Here is a 15,380-nt window from a genome sequence, read left to right on the forward strand (position 1 = left end):
TCCCTGATTGTTCCTGGCCGATGCGATGGTTGCGAACCCGGGGGCGGATCGGGGTGTCACATGTCACTCTGCCCTCTATCAGGACACCGGGGGCTGAAGTACGGCGAACTCGGCACCCTGATCGTCGTGCAGGACCGCCATCCGCCCGTACGGGATGTCGAAGGGCGGCGCGGAGACCCGGCCGCCGAGCACGACCGCCGTCTCGGCGGTGCCGTCGCAGTCCGCGACGGCGAAATAGCTGAGGAAATAGCTGGGCATCTCGGCCGGGAACGCGTCGGTGATCACGCTGCGTCCGCCGATCGCGGTGTCGGGGCCGGGTTCGGTGCCTTCGGGGGACCACATGCGGAAGTCGACGCCGGACTCGGAGGCGCCCGCACCGCCGGAGCCGGACTCGGCGGAACCGGAATCGACCGATCCGGAGTCGGAGGCGTCTCCATCGCCGATGCCCGGCTCGTCGTGATCGGTGCCCGGCTCGTCGTGATCGGTGCCGGACGCGCCGAGGTCGGTTCCGAGGAAGCCGAAGACCTTCTCGTAGAAGGCGTCGACGCGGTCCTTCTGCCGGGTGTAGACCTCGGTCCAGCAGAAGGATCCGGGCTCTTTCTGCTTCTCGAACCCGCTGCGGTCACCGGCCTGCCAGAGCCCGAAGACCGCACCGCCCGGGTCGGCGGCCTGCGCGAGCACGCCCGCGCGCCCGACCCGGACGGGCTCGGTGATGACCTGGCCGCCCTCCTGCCGGATCAGGGCGACGGTCGCGGCGATGTCGTCGGTGGAGAAGTAGACGCCCCAGGCGGTCGGCATCCGGCCGTCCTGCTTGGCGGCGAGTGCGGCAACGAGCTTGCCGTCGCTGAGGGCGTCTGCGTACGCGCCCCCGGCGGCGTCCCCGGCCCGGAAGGTCCACCCGAAGAGCCCGCCGTAGAAACGCTTGCCCGCTTCGAGATCGGGGAGCTGTGCGTCCACCCAGCACGGCGCGGAGCGCGGGAATGCGGCCATCGGCCCGGATCCTTCCATAGCAGTGATGCGCGTCACACTCAAAGTAGCCGCGTATCACATGTGCCGCGCAACGAATGACCCTTGTCGAACAAAGATTCGACATCGGAGTTCGTTAGCCATCGCGTCACAGAAAGTTATCCACCGAAGTTGTCCACAGGCTGTTGATAACACTATTCAGGCCGTGGATCGCATCCGCCGAAATCCGGCCACTTCTCCCACACCACCCCACCGCACCTGTGGAACTCCCCATTTGCAGTCGGCCGAATCGCGCTCCGATCACCCCTCGGTAAGCTGACGGCATGACAGGACAAGTGCGCACCGTCGACGGCCGCGTGGCCGGTCGACGCGGACAGGCGACGCGGCAGAAGCTGCTCGACTGCCTCAGCGAAATGCTCAGCTCCTCGCCCTACCGGGACGTCAAAGTCATCGACGTCGCCCGCAAGGCGGGGACTTCACCCGCAACCTTCTATCAGTACTTCCCCGACGTCGAGGGAGCCGTCCTCGAGATCGCCGAAGAAATGGCCAAGGAGGGCGCCGCGTTGACCGAATTGGTCGCCGGCCGCTCCTGGGTCGGCAAGGCGGGCTGGCAGACCTCCGAAGAGCTCGTCGAGGGGTTCCTCGACTTCTGGCGACACCATGACGCGATCCTGCGCGTGGTCGACCTGGGGGCGGCCGAGGGCGACAAGCGGTTCTACAAGATCCGCATGAAGATCCTGAACTCGGTCACCAACTCCCTCACCGATTCGGTGAAGGAGCTCCAGGCCAAGGGCAAGGTCGACAAGGACATCAGCCCGGCGGCGATGGCGGGCTCGCTCGTCGCGATGCTGGCGGCGGTCGCCTCGCACCAGAAGGGTTTCCAGACCTGGGGCGTCAAGCAGGCCGAACTCAAGCCGAACCTCGCGCTGTTGGTGCATCTGGGCATCACCGGCAAGAAACCGACGAAATAGCGCCGGGCGCACCCTTCTTTCCGGCTTCTTGCCTCGCTTCTTCCTGTACTGGGCTTCACGGCAATCCCGGGCTGCCCACGTCCTGTCTCACCGCTGGCGGACCACCCGATGTGGTCCGCCATCGGCGTATCCGGGCAGCTTCCGCGTCACGGGGTGTTGCGCCGCTCCAGCCGGAAGAGCCGGATCTCCCGCTCCACCCGCGCCTGGTAGGTGGCGTACGGCGGCCAGAACGTCAGCGCCGCCTGCCACACCTCCGCCCGCTCCGCACCCTCCAGCAGCCGGGCACGCACGGCGATGTCGTGTCCCTTCCAGTTGATGACGGCGTCGTCCGGATGGGCCAACAGGTTGGCGGTCCAGGCAGGATGACCCGGACGGCCGAAGTTGCTGCCGATCAGAATCCAGCCGGTGCCGCCACCGCCCGCGGAGCCGTGCTCCGGCATGCAGGCCAGTGGAGTGGTGCGTGGCTGTCCGCTCTTCGCCCCGCGCACCGTCAGGATCACCCCCGGCAGCATCCGGGCGCTGAGCAGCACCTTGCCGCGGGTGAGCCGGTGGACGGTGCGGTCCATGGCGGGCACGACGTGCGGGGCGATCCTGGCGAAGGTGCGGGTCGAGGACACCTTCTGGATCAGCCGGACTCCTGGCGCCATCAGACCGCCACCTCCACGCGCGGTTTCCGGAGGCCGGGCGTGAACAGACCGGCCTGCTCGGCGGCATGGTCGCGCAGCCGGTGGACCGGTCCGAAGAGCAGCTCGTCGGCGGCGGCCCGCTTGAAGTAGAGATGGGCCTCGTGTTCCCAGGTGAAGCCGATGCCACCGTGCAGCTGCACGGCCTCGGCGGTGGTGATCCGCAGCGCTTCCAGCGCCTGCGCGAGCGCGAGCCCTCCGGCCGCCGGGTCCCACGCCGCGTAGTACGCCGCGGACCTGGCCGCCTGCACTCGTACGTACAGGTCGGCAAGCCGGTGCTTCACCGCTTGGAAGGAGCCGATGGCGCGGCCGAACTGCTCGCGCACCTTGACGTATTCGATGGTCCGGTCGAGCGCGCTCGCGGCGGCTCCGACCGCCTCCGCCGCCAGTACAGCGGCGGTCGTGCGCCCGACGGCGGCGAGCGCTCCGGCCGGTCCCGACACATCCACCGTGTCGTCCGCGCCGAGCAGTTCGGCGGTGGTCTCACGGAGTTCGACACGAGCCAACGGCCGGGTCTCGTCGAGCGAGGTCTGCCGGGTGCGGGCGAGGCCGGTCGCCGTGTCGGAGCGGACGAGGAAGAGGAGAGCCCGGCTACGCGGGAAGCCACCCGCGTGGGCGGCGACCAGCAGAAGGCCTGCACTGTGCCCGTCGAGGACCTGGGCGGCTTCCCCGTACAGCCGCCACCCGTCCGGGCCGGGCCTGGCCTGTACGCCGCCGGACCGGCCGCCGCCCGCCCAGGCGCCGCCGCTGGTGTCGCCGATGAGGCCGAGGGCGGTGGCCGGTGAGCCGCCGGGGAGGGCGAGGGTCGCGGTCAGTTCGCCCGCGGCGATGCGGGGCAGCAGGGCGGTGCGCTGGGCGTCGGTGCCGACAGCGGCGATCAGCGGTGCGGCGAGCGCAGCGGTGGCGAGCAGCGGGGACGGCAGCAGGGCGCGGCCGGCCTCCTCGCAGGCGACGGCGAGTTCGGCGGGGCCGCAGCCGGCTCCTCCGTACTCCTCCGCGAGCGCGAGGCCCGGCAGTCCGAGGTCCTGGGCGAGCTGCCGCCACAGGGTCTCGTCGTATCCGTGCGCGGTCCGTACGGCGCTCCTGACCTCCTCGGGTCCGCAGCGTTTGGCCAGCAGTTCGCGCAGGGTGCGGCGGATCTCGTCCTGTTCCGCGGTGAAGGCGGCGTCCATCGTCGGGCTCCTTCCCCTCAGGGGCCGTCGACCCCCGATCTGACGGGCCGTCATGCTAGGGGCGATGGCGCCAGAAACCCAGACTCGCGCACACCCCCGCCCCGGACCCGATCCCGCCCGCACACCGGTCCGCAGCACCACATCTGATGTACCGTCAGATATATGCCTTCCTCACCCTCCTCTCCCCCGCGCAAGGTCGCTGTCGTCGGCATATCCCTCGCGGACTGTGGACGCGTCGACGGCCCGACTCCGTACGCCCTCCATGCCCAGGCCGCCCGCCGGGCACTCGCCGACTCGGGCCTGGACCGCTCGGTCGTCGACGGTTTCGCCTCCGCCGGACTCGGCACGCTCGCCCCCGTCGAGGCCGCCGAGTATCTGGGGCTGAAGCCCACCTGGGTCGACTCCACGGCGGTCGGTGGTGCGACCTGGGAGGTGATGGCCGCCCACGCCGCCGACGCGATCGCGGCAGGCCGCGCGAACGCCGTACTCCTGGTGTACGGATCGACCGCCCGCGCCGACATCAGGGCGGGGCGCCGCACGTCGAACCTGTCGTTCGGTTCGCGCGGCCCGCTCCAGTTCGAGGTGGCGTACGGGCACTCGCTGATCGCCAAGTACGCCATGGCCGCCCGCCGCCATATGCACGCGTACGGGACAACGCTGGAGCAGCTCGCCGAGGTGGCTGTCCAGGCGCGGGCGAACGCGGCGGCCAACCCGGACGCGATGTTCCGGGACCCGATCACGGTGGACGACGTGCTGTCGGGACCGATGATCGCGGACCCGTTCACCAAGCTGCACTGCTGCATCCGCAGCGACGGCGGGTGTGCGGTGCTGCTGGCCGCGGAGGAGTACGTGCCGGACACGGCGAAGGCTCCGGTGTGGATCCTCGGCACGGGTGAGCACGTCTCGCACTCCACGATGTCGGAGTGGGACGACTTCACGGTGTCCCCGGCGGCCGTCTCGGGCCGCCTGGCGTTCGAGCGGGCCGGGGTACGGCCGGCGGACATCGACCTGGCCGAGATCTATGACGCGTTCACCTATATGACGCTGGTGACGCTGGAGGACCTCGGCTTCTGTGCGAAGGGCGAGGGCGGCGCCTTCGTCGAGAAGGGCCGCATGGGTCTGACCGGCGAACTCCCGGTCAACACCGACGGCGGCGGCCTCTCCGCCTGCCACCCCGGCATGCGCGGGCTGTTCCTGCTGGTGGAAGCGGTACGGCAACTGCGCGGGGAGGCGGGAGACCGTCAGGTCCGGAAGACGGACGGACGGCTGCCGGAGCTGGCGGTGGCCTCGGGGACGGGCGGCTGGTTCTGCTCGTCGGGGACGGTGGTGCTGGGGCGGGCGTGAGGGGGTGCGGCAACGGGGCACTCCGTGTCCTGATGTCCAATGGCCGCATGACGGATGCATCGACCTCTGCGCAACACACCTTCCGGGACCTCCTTCACGCCCAGCGCGTCTGGGACGTGGACCTCCCCGCCTTCGACCCGTCCGCGGCGCCCCGCACCCCGCTCCCCCTCTTCCACACCTGGTTCGCCGAGGCGGTGGCCGCCGGGCAGACCGAGCCGCACACCATGACGCTGGCCACGGTCGACGCCGAGGGCCACCCCGACGTACGGACGCTGATGCTGCACGACGCGGACGACCGCGGCTGGCACTTCGCCACGCACGCCACCAGCGCAAAGGGCCGCCAGCTCGCCGCGCATCCGCATGCGGCGCTCGGTTTCTACTGGCCCGCGCAGGGCCGGCAGGTACGGGTACGAGGTCCGGTCACCGCCTGCACCCCGGCCGAGAGCCGGGCCGATCTGCATGTCCGCTCGACCGGGGCGCTGGCCTCGGCACTGGTGGGGCGACAGAGCGAGGTGCTCGGCTCGTACGAGGAGCTGAACCGCGCCTCGGACGCCGCATGGGAGCGGGCACAGGCGGAACCGGAGGCGGACGTGACGAGCTGGACGCGGTACGTGGTCGAGCCGCACGAGGTCGAGTTCTTCCAGGGCGATGTGCGGCGACGGCACGTCCGGCTCCGCTACCGCCGGGACGGCGGCAACTGGACCCGGGAACTGCTCTGGCCGTGAGTCGGCAAACCGATTTCCACCAGAAAGGAGCACTATGGGAAGCAGGTGAGTTGCTGGAGGCATTCCATGACACGAGCCCGTTCCCGTTACGCCCCCGACCACGGTCTGACCACGCGCATGGTCACGACCATGTTCCTGATCGGACTGCTTTACGTGGTCCTCGTGGGCGTGCTCCTCGCGGTACTGCGGGGCGCCTGGCCGATCATCCTGATCGTCGTGGGTGGTCTGTTCATCGCGCAGTTCTGGTTCAGCGACCGCATCGCCGCCTTCAGCATGGGCGCCCGCGAGGTCACCCCCGAGGAAGCACCCGAGCTGCACGGCACCATCGACCGGATCTGCGCCCTGGCCAACATGCCGAAACCCCGGGTGGCCATCGCCCGGAGCGACGTACCGAACGCCTTCGCCACCGGCCGCGGCGAGAGGACCGCCCTCGTCTGCGCCACCACCGGACTCCTGCGCAGACTGGAACCCGAGGAGCTGGAAGGCGTCCTCGCACACGAGATGTCGCACGTCGCGCACCGGGACGTCGCCGTCATGACAATCGCCTCGTTCCTCGGCGTCCTGGCCGGCGTGGTCACCCGCGTCGCCCTCTGGGGCGGCTTCTCCCGCAGCAGCCGCAGCAGCGACCCCGTCGGCATCGCGATCCTGCTGATCCCGCTGATCAGCGCCGTCGTGTACTGCCTGAGCTTCCTGCTCACCCGACTGCTCTCGCGCTACCGCGAACTCTCCGCCGACCGCGCCGCCGCCCTCCTCACCGGTCGCCCCTCCGCGCTCGCCTCGGCGCTCACCAAGGTCAGCGGGCAGATGGCCCGGATCCCGACGGAGGACCTGCGGAAGGCGGAGCCGTACAACGCCTTCTACTTCGTCCCGGCGTTCTCCTCGAAGGAGAGCCTCAGCCGACTGCTCTCCTCCCACCCGACCCTCGAACAGCGCCTCGACCAGCTGGCCCGCATCTCCGCCGAACTCGCCCGCCCGTAAGGAGTCCGCAGTGGGTCTGCTCGACACGATCCTGGGACGCAGCAAACCGGTACGCCCCGACCTCGACCAGCTCTTCGCCGTACCGTCCGCCGCGCTCACCCTCCAGGCGGGCGCGGGCTTCATCCCCACCGGTCTGGGCTCGGTCTGCTTCGCGGGCGTGGAGGGCGGCACCTTCGCCCGTATCCAGCAGGACGTACAGGAACTGCTCGACGCGGACACGAACCGGGGCGGGATCCCGGTGGAGTTCAGCCACGATTCGTACGGTTACACCTGGCTGCTCGCCCGCCACTCCCCCGACGACGTGGCCGCCCTGGTCAACGACCTGCACGCGGTCAACACCCTGCTCCAGGACGGCGGCTTCGGCCCGCAACTGCTCTGCTCGCTGATCGGCTTCCGGAATACCGAAGGGCGCTCGCTGGCGCTGGTCTACCTCTACAAACGCGGCACGTTCTATCCGTTCGCCCCGGTGCCGGGCGGCGCCGAGAGACGCGACAGCCCCCTGGAGCTGCAGGTCAGGGCGACACTGGGCGACGACCTGCGGGTCGAGCAGGATCTCTCCCGGTGGTTCCCGGTCTGGGGCGCGCCCGGCCTGTGACAATCAGGCGGTGCGCGCACCTGCCACGAAAGCGGACCAGGCGGCCGCGGTGACGGCGAAGGCGGGGCCGTCGATGACCTTGGAATCGCGGACGTGGACGGTGTGGGGGCAGGTGGCGACCTCTACGCAGGCGCCGCCTTCGTCGGTGCTGTAGCTGGACTTGCGCCAGTCGTAGGCGACTTCGATGCACTCGCCGCCGGTGTTACCGCTGTAGCTCGACTTGAACCAGGCCAGTTCCGTCGCATTCATAGCTGCGCCGCCTTCCTCTCGATGAGCTCCGCGGACTCCCAAGGCGTCAGCGCCTGCGCCCGCAGGGTGCCGAAGAGGTCGAAGAGGTCGGTGGCCTGCTCCGGCTTGGAGATCAACCTATCGCCGCCCTGCCCTTCCTCGTACACAAGATTGCGGCCCTCTGCGGTGCCCATCAACTGCATCGGCCCCATCAGGCCCGCGTGTGTGTGCCGCCGGGTCGGCATCACCTGCAACGTCAGGTGGTTCATCGTGCGCATGCACTCCAGCAGATGCCGGAGCTGCTCCTTGAGCACCTCCGCGCCACCGGTCGTCCGCTCAAGTACCGACTCCTCGACGACGAACCCGACGCGCGGTGGCGGCATACGGGTCAGCACCGCCTGCCGTTCCAGACGGGCTTCGACGTGTCGGGCGATCTCCTCCTCGGTGTACGCCGGTACACGGGACACGTACAGCGCATGCGCATACGCCTTCGTCTGCAGCAGGCCAGGGATCAACATCGTCTCGTACGCGCTGATGACTCGCGCCAACCGCTGGAGCCGAACCCAGTCCACATACTTCGGCGGGTACTTCTCCTCGTCCATCAGCTCCACGCATGCCTTCAACGCCCCTCGCGCATCGAAGGCTTGGTCCGCATCCCGCAGAAAGTCCATCGTCGGAATGCGTTCCGCCCGCTCGTACGCCCCCATCAGGGACTCCGAGACCAACAGCTTCTCCGACGCGTCTCTCTGCGTGAGCCCCGCCCGCACCCGGTGGATCCGAATCAGATCCCCCACAAGCCTCCGCACCTGCGACGGCTCACCACTCGACCCCACAGCCACCACCGTTCTCACCACATTGCCAAATGTGGACCGTGTCTCTCTGGTCACGCTACGCAGTCAGCGGGATCCTCGTATTCATGACCAGCAAGAAGCTCCCCGAATGGGTACCGCCCGCGGGGCTCCAACTTCACCTGACCGGGGTCCACTTCGACGCCATCCGGGTACGCGGCGTACGCGGCGAGGCCGTCCTGCACCACCTCGCCACGCTCACGGACGGCGAACCGGGTCCGGTGGTCCGGGAGGTCGCGGGCGGGCGGTGGACGTACTTCCTGATCCCGCCCGGGACGAGCAAAAGGTACGACTGGCCGCCGGGGGCGACCTGTCTCGGACCGTCGGCGCGGGATCTGTACGTGGGGATCCCCGCGGCGCACGGCAACACGTATCCGCTGAGCTGGCGGTGCGGGGCGCCGGAGGAAGGGGAGTTCGTGGACGCCGAGCTGCTGCACGGGGTGGTGGTCGCACAATTGGTACGGGAGGACTGGTGACCCGTTCCGTATCATCAGGTTCATGACTCCTGAGCGCCCCAATTCCGTCAGCCGGCTTCGCGCCTCCGACGCCGACCGTGAAGCGGTGGTGGAGCAGCTCCAGGAGGCGGCGGCCGAGGGCCGCATCGATCTCGACGAGCTGGATACGCGCCTGGGTCAGGCGCTCGGCGCCAAGACCTTCGCCGAGCTGGAACCCCTCACTGCCGATCTGGCACCCGCGCCGCAGAACGCGACGGAGCCGCTGGTCATCGAGGGCGGCATGCACGGCCTGGCACGGACCGGACGATGGAAGGTGCCCGCACGCATCGACGTGGACGGCGGCATGGGCGGCGCCAAGCTCGACTTCACGCAGACCGAGACCCGGCTGCGCGAGATCGAGCTGGAGGTCAACGGCCAGATGGGCGGGGTTGTCGTGGTCGTACCCAGGGGGTGGGCGGCGGAGACCGACGACGTCCGTCCCGGCCTGGGCGGCTTCAAGGACCGGACCCGGGGCGAGAGGCTCCCGGGCGCACCGCTGCTCCGCCTCACCGGTTCGGGCGGCATGGGCGGAGTGGTCGTCCGCCACCCCAACATCTGGGAGCGGTGGAAGCTGCGCCGCGGCAAGCGGCGCTGACTCCGCCGCGTCAGGCACCGGCTTCCGGCCGGAAGACCGGGACCGCCTCGCACCCCTCCTCCTGCCGGAAGGCGACGTGCAGCTCCATGCCGATCGCGAGGGCCGACTCCTCGCAGTCGACGATCTCCGTCATCATGCGCGGCCCCTCGGCGAGGTCGACGACGGCCGCCGTGTACGGGACGCGGGAACCGAACGGCGGCAGGTCGTTGCGGTGGACGACGGACCAGGTGTAGAGCGTGGCGCGGCCGCTCGCCCGCTCCCAGTCGACGTCCTCGCTCCAGCACGTGGGGCAGAACTCGCGCGGATAGTGGTGGGCGGCGCCGCAGGCACGGCACCGGCGCAGCAGCAAGTTGCCCTCGGCGGCGGCGTCCCAGTAGGGGCGGGTGAAATCGTCCGGCTCGGGCAGGTCGAAGCGGGGGGTGGCGGCGGTCATCCGAAGAGTCCGATCGCGTGGTCGAGGGACCAGACCTGCCAGGACATGGCGAAGAGGGCGACCAGCGAGATCAGCGCCATCATCGTGTTCTGCCCCTGCTCGGCCCAGTCGTGGATCATCAGCACCAGGTAGAGGAGATTGAGGAGCAGCCCGCCGACGAGCGCGACCGGGGTCAGGAAACCGACGATCAGCCCGAGACCGAGGGCGAGTTCCGCGTACACGACGAGGTAGGCCATTGCCTTGGGACGGGGCGCGACGACCTTCTCGAATCCGCTCCTGACCGCCGGCCACTTGTGCTTGCCCGCGACGTCCGCCGCCCAGGCGATGCCCGTACCGCGTTCGAACCAGCCCTTCTTGTCCTTGTGCCGCCAACTCTCCAGCCACCACAGGCCGAGCCCTATTCGAAGGACGGCGAGCCACTCGGCTCCACCGAGCCAGATCGTCCGCATCGGGACCCCTTCCCGTTCCGCCGCGGGGTTGAGGAATTCAAGAAATCTGACGGTACGTCAGACGGCATTGATCCCGATAGCCCCACAACACCACCATGAAGCTGACGACGTACGTCACTTCTCCTCGATGTGGACAAGGTTCGGCCGGTAGCGCCCGGAGCCCTCGATCCGGGTCGGCGCGGGAGTGGCCGCCCTCCGTCGATACTGTCTCAACTCGGCCGTTATTCAATGCACTTGGGACACGGGGCGAACCAATGGGCTCTCGCGCACAGCTCGGCCCGCCGGCCACTCCGAGCCATCCGTGACCAATTCGCAATGGAACCCGATCTTGACCGAGACCCATCAAGTAATCGGGCGATTACGCTCCGAGCCATGCCCGACAGCACCTCCACCGCCGACAGCAGCCCCACGCCCGCACCCACCGACATCACGGAACACCGGCCCGTCTATGTCATCGGCGGCGGCCCGGGCGGTCTCGCCGCCGCGGCCGCCCTGCGCGCGCAGGGTGCGCGGGCCGTCGTACTGGAGAAGTCCGAGAACGTCGGCGCCTCCTGGCGCCGTCACTACGACCGGCTGCATCTCCACACCACCCGGCGCTGGTCCGCACTGCCGGGGCTCACGATGCCGCGCCGGTTCGGACGCTGGGTGGCCCGTGACGACGTGGTGCGCTACCTGGAGAAGTACGTCGAACACCATGAGCTGGAAGTGGTGACGGGCGTCGAGGTGACCCGTGTGGACCGGGCGTCGGACGGCACAGGCTGGCAGCTGACCGCAAGCGGCGGACGGGTCCTGACCGGACGGGCCGTCGTCGTGGCCACCGGCTACAACCACACCCCACGGATCCCCGACTGGGCGGGCCGCGACACGTTCACCGGCGAGCTGCTGCACGCCTCGGACTACCGCAACCCCGCCCCGTACGCGGGCAAGGACGTCCTCGTCGTCGGTATCGGCAACACGGGGGCGGAGATCGCCGTGGACCTGGTGGAGGGGGGCGCTTCCCGGGTACGGATCGCGGTACGCACCGTTCCGCACATCGTGCGCCGCTCCACGGCAGGCTGGCCCGCGCAGGCGACCGGCATCCTGGTCCGCAGACTGCCGGTGCGCCTGGTCGACCGGGCCGGCCGACTGATGGCCAGGGCCGCCGTGCCCGACCTCTCCGAACAGGGCCTGCCACGCCCGGACACGGGCCTCTACTCACGGGTCAAGGACGGCGCCATTCCGGTCCAGGACGTGGGGCTGATCGACGCGGTGCGGGGCGGCCGGGTGCTGCCGGTGCCAACCGTCGATTCGTTCGACAAGGACACCGTGGTGCTGGCGGACGGGACCCGGATCACGCCGGACGCCGTGATCGCGGCGACCGGTTACCGGCGGGCGCTCGAAGGGCTGGTCGGACACCTCGACGTACTGGACGCACGAGGCAGGCCGGTCGTGCACGGCGGCCGCACGCCGAAGCAGGCGCCCGGTCTCTACTTCACCGGGTTCACCAACCCGATCAGCGGCATGTTCCGCGAAATGGCCCTGGACGCGGAGAAGATCGCCAAGCGGCTGGCGAAGCGGACCGGCTGACCCCGGGGCCGTGACCCGGGACTTCGCGTCCCGGAGGCCGGCGTGCCCGGCGCTCCCCCGCCTCGTCGTCACGGACACCGCCGAGGGCGTCCTCTCCGGTCCGGAAAAGAAATTCTGAGGGGTCTGTCACATCCGCGCGACGCGTTCCGTCATTGCTGTGAAGGACGAAAACGAGCGGGTGTCACCACAGGCCCCGAAGATCCGGAGGAGCAGCATCATGGAAGCAAGGATGAAGAACCCGGCCGCCCTCATCCCCGAGGCCCTGCCCGCCATCCAGGAACTCCTGAAGGCCACCCGGGACCGTGGCGTCCCGGAGTCGACGCTGGAACTCGTCCACCTGCGGGCGAGCCAGATCAACGGATGCAGCTTCTGCGTCGACTACGGGGTCCGCAGCGCCAGGAAGGCGGGCGTGGCCGACGAGAAGCTGTTCGCCGTGGCGGCCTGGCGCGAGGCGCCGTACTTCTCCGACGAGGAGCGCGCGGCGCTGGCGCTCGCCGAGGCGGCGACCCGTCTGAGCGACCGGGGCGACGCGGTGCCGGACGACATCTGGGACGCGGCGGCCGACCACTTCGACGAGCAGGGGCTCGCCGCGCTGACTCTCATGATCGGCATCACCAACCTCTTCAACCGCATCAACGTCACCACCAGGCAGCCGGCGGGCGCGCCGACCTGGTAGTCGGCACGTGGAGAAGGGCCTCCGCAGCCGCGGAGGCCCTTCTCGCTTTCTCCCGGCCCTACTTGGTGGCGGCGAAGTGATCGACGTCGCTGTCACGCCGATCACGCCCCGGGCGCAGGCGGCGGCCGGCGACATGGCCTGGACGACGGGGCGTTGCCAGGATGCGGTGAGGTACCAGCGGCCGCGCTCCGTATCGAGCTGGATGCGGTAGGCCACGGCCCGGATCTCTATGCGGTCGGCCCACTCCACCCCCCGGTGCGCGAACGCCACCCCCTGGGCAGGGAGTCCCAACCCGGGGCCCGCCGAGCCTTTGCCTGCACACCCATTCCTGACGGAGCGTCAGTTCAGTAACCTGACAGAGCGTCAGCTCAAGGCTGGCCCGGCACAGGCACCCCGACGGACTTCTGGCAGGAGTGGGCGGAACGATGCTTGGATCGACTCACGGCACCCTCACCACACACTTCCGCGCCCGGGTGGTGGCCTGCGGAGAAGAGCCGCACGCCGCCGTCCACAGCATGGCGGTCGCCGCCGCGGAAGGCGATCTCGATGTCAGCGGCCGCCCGCTGCACGCCCCCGTGCCGGACCTGGACCGGTTCTTCCGGCCCGAGTCCGTGGCCGTCATCGGGGCGTCCGACACCGAGGGCAGGCCCAACACCGGCATCACCCGGCAGCTCGTCGCCTGGGCCGAGCGGGTCGGGGCGCGACTGCATCCGGTCCACCCCACGCGGGAGTCCGTCTTCGGCCGGCCCTGCTCCCGCTCCGTCGCGGATCTGCCGGAGCAGGTCGATCTGGCGGTACTGCTGGTCGGCGACCCGCTTCCGGTGATCGAGGAACTCGGGCAGGCCAAGGTGAAGTTCGCGGTCGCCTTCGCCTCCGGGTTCGCCGAGACCGGCGAGGAGGGCGCCGCCGCCCAGGCGCGGCTGGCGGCCGCGGTGGAGCGGTCGGGGCTGCGGCTGCTCGGGCCGAACACCAACCTCAACGCGTTCGAGGCGTTCCGGGACGACCTCGACGGGCCGGCGATCGCCCTGATCACCCAGTCCGGTCACCAGGGCCGTCCCGTCTACACCCTCCAGGAGCTGGGCGTGCGGCTGTCGCACTGGGCGCCCACGGGCAACGAGGCGGATCTGGAGACCGCCGACTTCATCTCGTACTTCGCCGAGCGCCCCGAGGTCGGGGCCATCGCCGCCTATGTCGAGGGACTCAAGGACGGCCGCTCCTTTCTGCTCGCCGCCGACCGGGCGGCGCGGGCCGGGGTGCCGGTCGTGGCGGTCAAGGTGGGGCGTACGGAGACGGGGGCCAGGATGGCCGCGTCACACACCGGCAAGCTGACCGGCGCCGACCAGGTGGTGGACGCGGCGATGCGGCAGTTCGGCGTGATCCGGGTGGACGGGCTCGACGAACTCCAGGACACCGCGGCCCTGCTGGCCCGGGCGCGGAAGCCGCAGGCCGACGGGGTCGTCGTGTATTCGATCTCGGGCGGCACGGGCGCGCACTTCTCGGACCTGGCGACCGGGGCGGGGCTGAAGCTCCCCACCCTGTCCGAGGAGAAGCAGCGCGAGCTGCACGCATGGATTCCCGGCTATCTGAACGTGGCGAACCCCGTCGACAACGGCGGGCACCCGGTCGGCGACTGGCGCGGCCGGAAGATCATCGACGCGATCCTCGCCGACCCGGACGTGGGGGTCCTGATCTGTCCGATCACCGGCCCCTTCCCCCCGATGAGCGACCGGCTCGCGCAGGACCTGGTGGACGCGGCGGAGACCACGGACAAGCTGGTGTGTGTGGTGTGGGGCTCGCCGGTCGGCACGGAGGACGCGTACCGTACGACGCTGCTCGGCTCGTCGCGCGTCGCCACCTTCCGCACCTTCGGCAACTGCATCACCGCCGTGAAGGCCTATCTGGACCACCACCGGTTCGCCGCCTCGTACCGCTCGCCCTTCGACGAGGCGCCGCGCACGCCGTCGCCCTCGTTCCGCAAGGCGCAGGCCCTGATGCGCCCGGGCCACCAACTGAGCGAGCACGCGGCGAAGCAGCTGCTGCGGGCGTACGGCATCCGTGTCCCGCGCGAGCAGCTGGTCACCAGTGCGGCCGCGTCCGTCCGCGCCGCGGGTCTGGTCGGCTACCCGGTCGTGATGAAGGCGTCGGGCACACGGCTCGCCCACAAGACGGAGCTCGGCCTGGTCAAGGTCGGGCTCACCTCCGCGAGCCAGGTCCGCGACGCATACCGCGAACTGACCGACATCGCCCGCTACGAGGGTGTCGAGCTGGACGGCGTCCTGGTCTGCCAGATGATCGAGCGGGGCGTCGAAATGATGGTCGGCGTCACGCACGACGCCCTGTTCGGACCGACGGTCACGGTCGGACTCGGCGGCGTGCTCGTGGAGGTGCTGCACGATGCGGCGGTGCGGGTGCCGCCGTTCGGCGAGGACCAGGCGCGGGCGATGCTCGGCGAACTGCGCGGCCGGGCCCTGCTGGAAGGCGTACGCGGCGGACCGCCGGTGGACGTCGACGCGCTCATCGAGGTGGTGCTGCGTGTCCAGCGGATGGCGCTGGAACTGGGCGACGACCTCTCCGAGCTGGACATCAACCCGCTGATGGTGCTGGGGCGCGGGCAGGGCGCGGTGGCGCTGGACGCACTCGCCGTCTGCCGCTGACCG

Annotated in this window: 17 protein-coding genes and 1 pseudogene; 10 read left to right on the top strand and 8 right to left on the bottom strand. The window is 70.1% G+C overall.

Annotated elements, in window-relative coordinates:
* Positions 1-78: 78 nt before the first annotated feature.
* Complete coding sequence (locus tag OG972_RS18075; protein ID WP_266982767.1) at positions 79-990, bottom strand: VOC family protein; 912 nt, start codon at positions 988-990, stop codon at positions 79-81.
* 299 nt (positions 991-1,289) lie between these two features.
* Between OG972_RS18075 and OG972_RS18080 the strand changes: the two genes are divergently transcribed.
* Positions 1,290-1,937 carry a TetR family transcriptional regulator gene (locus OG972_RS18080; RefSeq protein WP_266982768.1) on the top strand — a complete coding sequence of 216 codons (648 nt, stop codon included), beginning with the start codon at positions 1,290-1,292 and terminating at the stop codon, positions 1,935-1,937.
* 146 nt (positions 1,938-2,083) lie between these two features.
* Here OG972_RS18080 and OG972_RS18085 read toward each other — a convergent pair whose 3' ends face one another.
* Positions 2,084-2,584, bottom strand: coding sequence for a nitroreductase family deazaflavin-dependent oxidoreductase (locus tag OG972_RS18085; protein WP_266982770.1), 501 nt, complete (start codon positions 2,582-2,584; stop codon positions 2,084-2,086).
* Complete coding sequence (locus OG972_RS18090) at positions 2,584-3,792, bottom strand: acyl-CoA dehydrogenase family protein (RefSeq protein ID WP_266982772.1); 1,209 nt, start codon at positions 3,790-3,792, stop codon at positions 2,584-2,586. Before OG972_RS18090 ends, OG972_RS18085 begins: the two co-directional genes overlap by 1 nt.
* A gap of 162 nt (positions 3,793-3,954) precedes the next feature.
* Here OG972_RS18090 and OG972_RS18095 point away from each other — a divergent pair, with 162 nt between their 5' ends.
* The 4 genes from OG972_RS18095 (at position 3,955) to OG972_RS18110 (ending at position 7,434) form a co-directional block, all read left to right on the top strand.
* A complete protein-coding gene (locus OG972_RS18095; protein ID WP_266982774.1) occupies positions 3,955-5,136 on the top strand; it encodes an acetyl-CoA acetyltransferase in 1,182 nt (393 codons plus the stop codon).
* Positions 5,137-5,183: 47 nt separating this feature from the next.
* Complete coding sequence (locus OG972_RS18100; protein WP_266982776.1) at positions 5,184-5,861, top strand: pyridoxal 5'-phosphate synthase; 678 nt, start codon at positions 5,184-5,186, stop codon at positions 5,859-5,861.
* A 66-nt stretch (positions 5,862-5,927) separates the two neighbouring features.
* Positions 5,928-6,839, top strand: coding sequence for a zinc metalloprotease HtpX (htpX, locus tag OG972_RS18105; RefSeq protein ID WP_266982778.1), 912 nt, complete (start codon positions 5,928-5,930; stop codon positions 6,837-6,839).
* Positions 6,840-6,849: 10 nt separating this feature from the next.
* The gene (locus OG972_RS18110; RefSeq protein ID WP_266982780.1) at positions 6,850-7,434 is read left to right on the top strand and encodes a hypothetical protein; all 585 of its coding nucleotides are present in this window, start codon (positions 6,850-6,852) and stop codon (positions 7,432-7,434) included.
* 3 nt (positions 7,435-7,437) lie between these two features.
* On the opposite strand, the gene OG972_RS18115 is transcribed toward OG972_RS18110, so the two are convergent.
* A complete protein-coding gene (locus OG972_RS18115) occupies positions 7,438-7,683 on the bottom strand; it encodes a DUF397 domain-containing protein (protein ID WP_266982782.1) in 246 nt (81 codons plus the stop codon).
* Entirely contained in the window at positions 7,680-8,456 is a 777-nt protein-coding gene (locus OG972_RS18120; RefSeq protein WP_266982784.1) for a helix-turn-helix transcriptional regulator, read from the bottom strand. Before OG972_RS18120 ends, OG972_RS18115 begins: the two co-directional genes overlap by 4 nt.
* A 122-nt stretch (positions 8,457-8,578) precedes the next feature.
* Here OG972_RS18120 and OG972_RS18125 point away from each other — a divergent pair, with 122 nt between their 5' ends.
* Both OG972_RS18125 and OG972_RS18130 read left to right on the top strand, forming a co-directional pair.
* Positions 8,579-8,986 (top strand): hypothetical protein, encoded by a 408-nt coding sequence (locus OG972_RS18125; protein WP_266982786.1) that lies wholly within the window; start codon positions 8,579-8,581, stop codon positions 8,984-8,986.
* A 22-nt stretch (positions 8,987-9,008) separates the two neighbouring features.
* Entirely contained in the window at positions 9,009-9,599 is a 591-nt protein-coding gene (locus OG972_RS18130; protein ID WP_266982788.1) for a DUF1707 domain-containing protein, read from the top strand.
* A 10-nt stretch (positions 9,600-9,609) separates the two neighbouring features.
* Here the strand turns inward: OG972_RS18130 and OG972_RS18135 are convergent, their stop codons facing one another.
* Both OG972_RS18135 and OG972_RS18140 read right to left on the bottom strand, forming a co-directional pair.
* Positions 9,610-10,032: a Zn-ribbon domain-containing OB-fold protein gene (locus OG972_RS18135; protein ID WP_266982790.1), complete on the bottom strand. Its 423-nt coding sequence runs from the start codon at positions 10,030-10,032 to the stop codon at positions 9,610-9,612.
* Positions 10,029-10,481 (bottom strand): DoxX family membrane protein, encoded by a 453-nt coding sequence (locus OG972_RS18140; RefSeq protein WP_266982792.1) that lies wholly within the window; start codon positions 10,479-10,481, stop codon positions 10,029-10,031. The genes OG972_RS18135 and OG972_RS18140 overlap by 4 nt, the downstream gene beginning before the upstream one ends.
* Positions 10,482-10,853: 372 nt before the next feature.
* Between OG972_RS18140 and OG972_RS18145 the strand changes: the two genes are divergently transcribed.
* Positions 10,854-12,047 carry an NAD(P)/FAD-dependent oxidoreductase gene (locus tag OG972_RS18145; protein ID WP_266982794.1) on the top strand — a complete coding sequence of 398 codons (1,194 nt, stop codon included), beginning with the start codon at positions 10,854-10,856 and terminating at the stop codon, positions 12,045-12,047.
* A 217-nt stretch (positions 12,048-12,264) separates the two neighbouring features.
* Complete coding sequence (locus OG972_RS18150) at positions 12,265-12,723, top strand: carboxymuconolactone decarboxylase family protein (protein WP_266982796.1); 459 nt, start codon at positions 12,265-12,267, stop codon at positions 12,721-12,723.
* Positions 12,724-12,816: 93 nt separating this feature from the next.
* Here OG972_RS18150 and OG972_RS18155 read toward each other — a convergent pair.
* A pseudogene (locus tag OG972_RS18155) lies at positions 12,817-12,993 on the bottom strand (IS200/IS605 family accessory protein TnpB-related protein); the annotation flags it as partial.
* Positions 12,994-13,148: 155 nt separating this feature from the next.
* On the opposite strand from OG972_RS18155, the gene OG972_RS18160 reads away from it, so the two are divergent.
* A complete protein-coding gene (locus OG972_RS18160) occupies positions 13,149-15,377 on the top strand; it encodes an acetate--CoA ligase family protein (protein WP_266982798.1) in 2,229 nt (742 codons plus the stop codon).
* Positions 15,378-15,380 lie beyond the last annotated feature (3 nt).

Source organism: Streptomyces sp. NBC_01669, assembly GCF_026339735.1.
Lineage (GTDB): Bacteria > Actinomycetota > Actinomycetes > Streptomycetales > Streptomycetaceae > Streptomyces > Streptomyces yanii.